1 protein-coding gene is annotated in these 367 nt (G+C 58.3%); it reads left to right on the forward strand.

The features are described 5' to 3' along the window. Nucleotides 1-367: hypothetical protein (locus ACNA0J_RS29685; protein ID WP_415822614.1), on the forward strand; the 367-nt coding region annotated here is incomplete at both ends.

The following is a 367-nucleotide window of genomic DNA, read 5'->3' on the forward strand; positions in this document are numbered from 1 at the left end:
GGTCAATGACGGCGCAGGCAATACGACCACGGTCGGTGGCAACCAGATCTCGATCGGTGGCAGCAACCCGATTGTGATCAGCGGCAACACTGGCACGATTGGTGGCTTGACCAACACGACGTTCGATCCGAACAACTACACGAGCGGCCAAGCGGCAACGGAAGACCAGCTGAAGCAGGTCAACGATGTTGCGAGCGCCGGCTGGAACGTGACTGATGCCGGTGGCAATAGCGCCAACATTGGCCCGAACGGTGAAGTGCGATTCGAAGGTGACAGCAACATCAGCGTTGCGCAAACTGGTGTGGATCAGAACGGTGTGGTGGCGGTCAGCCTGAACGAGAATATTGACCTGGGCAATACCGGCAGC

It is taken from the genome of Bordetella tumbae (assembly GCF_965139195.1).
Lineage (GTDB): Bacteria > Pseudomonadota > Gammaproteobacteria > Burkholderiales > Burkholderiaceae_B > Bordetella_A > Bordetella_A tumbae.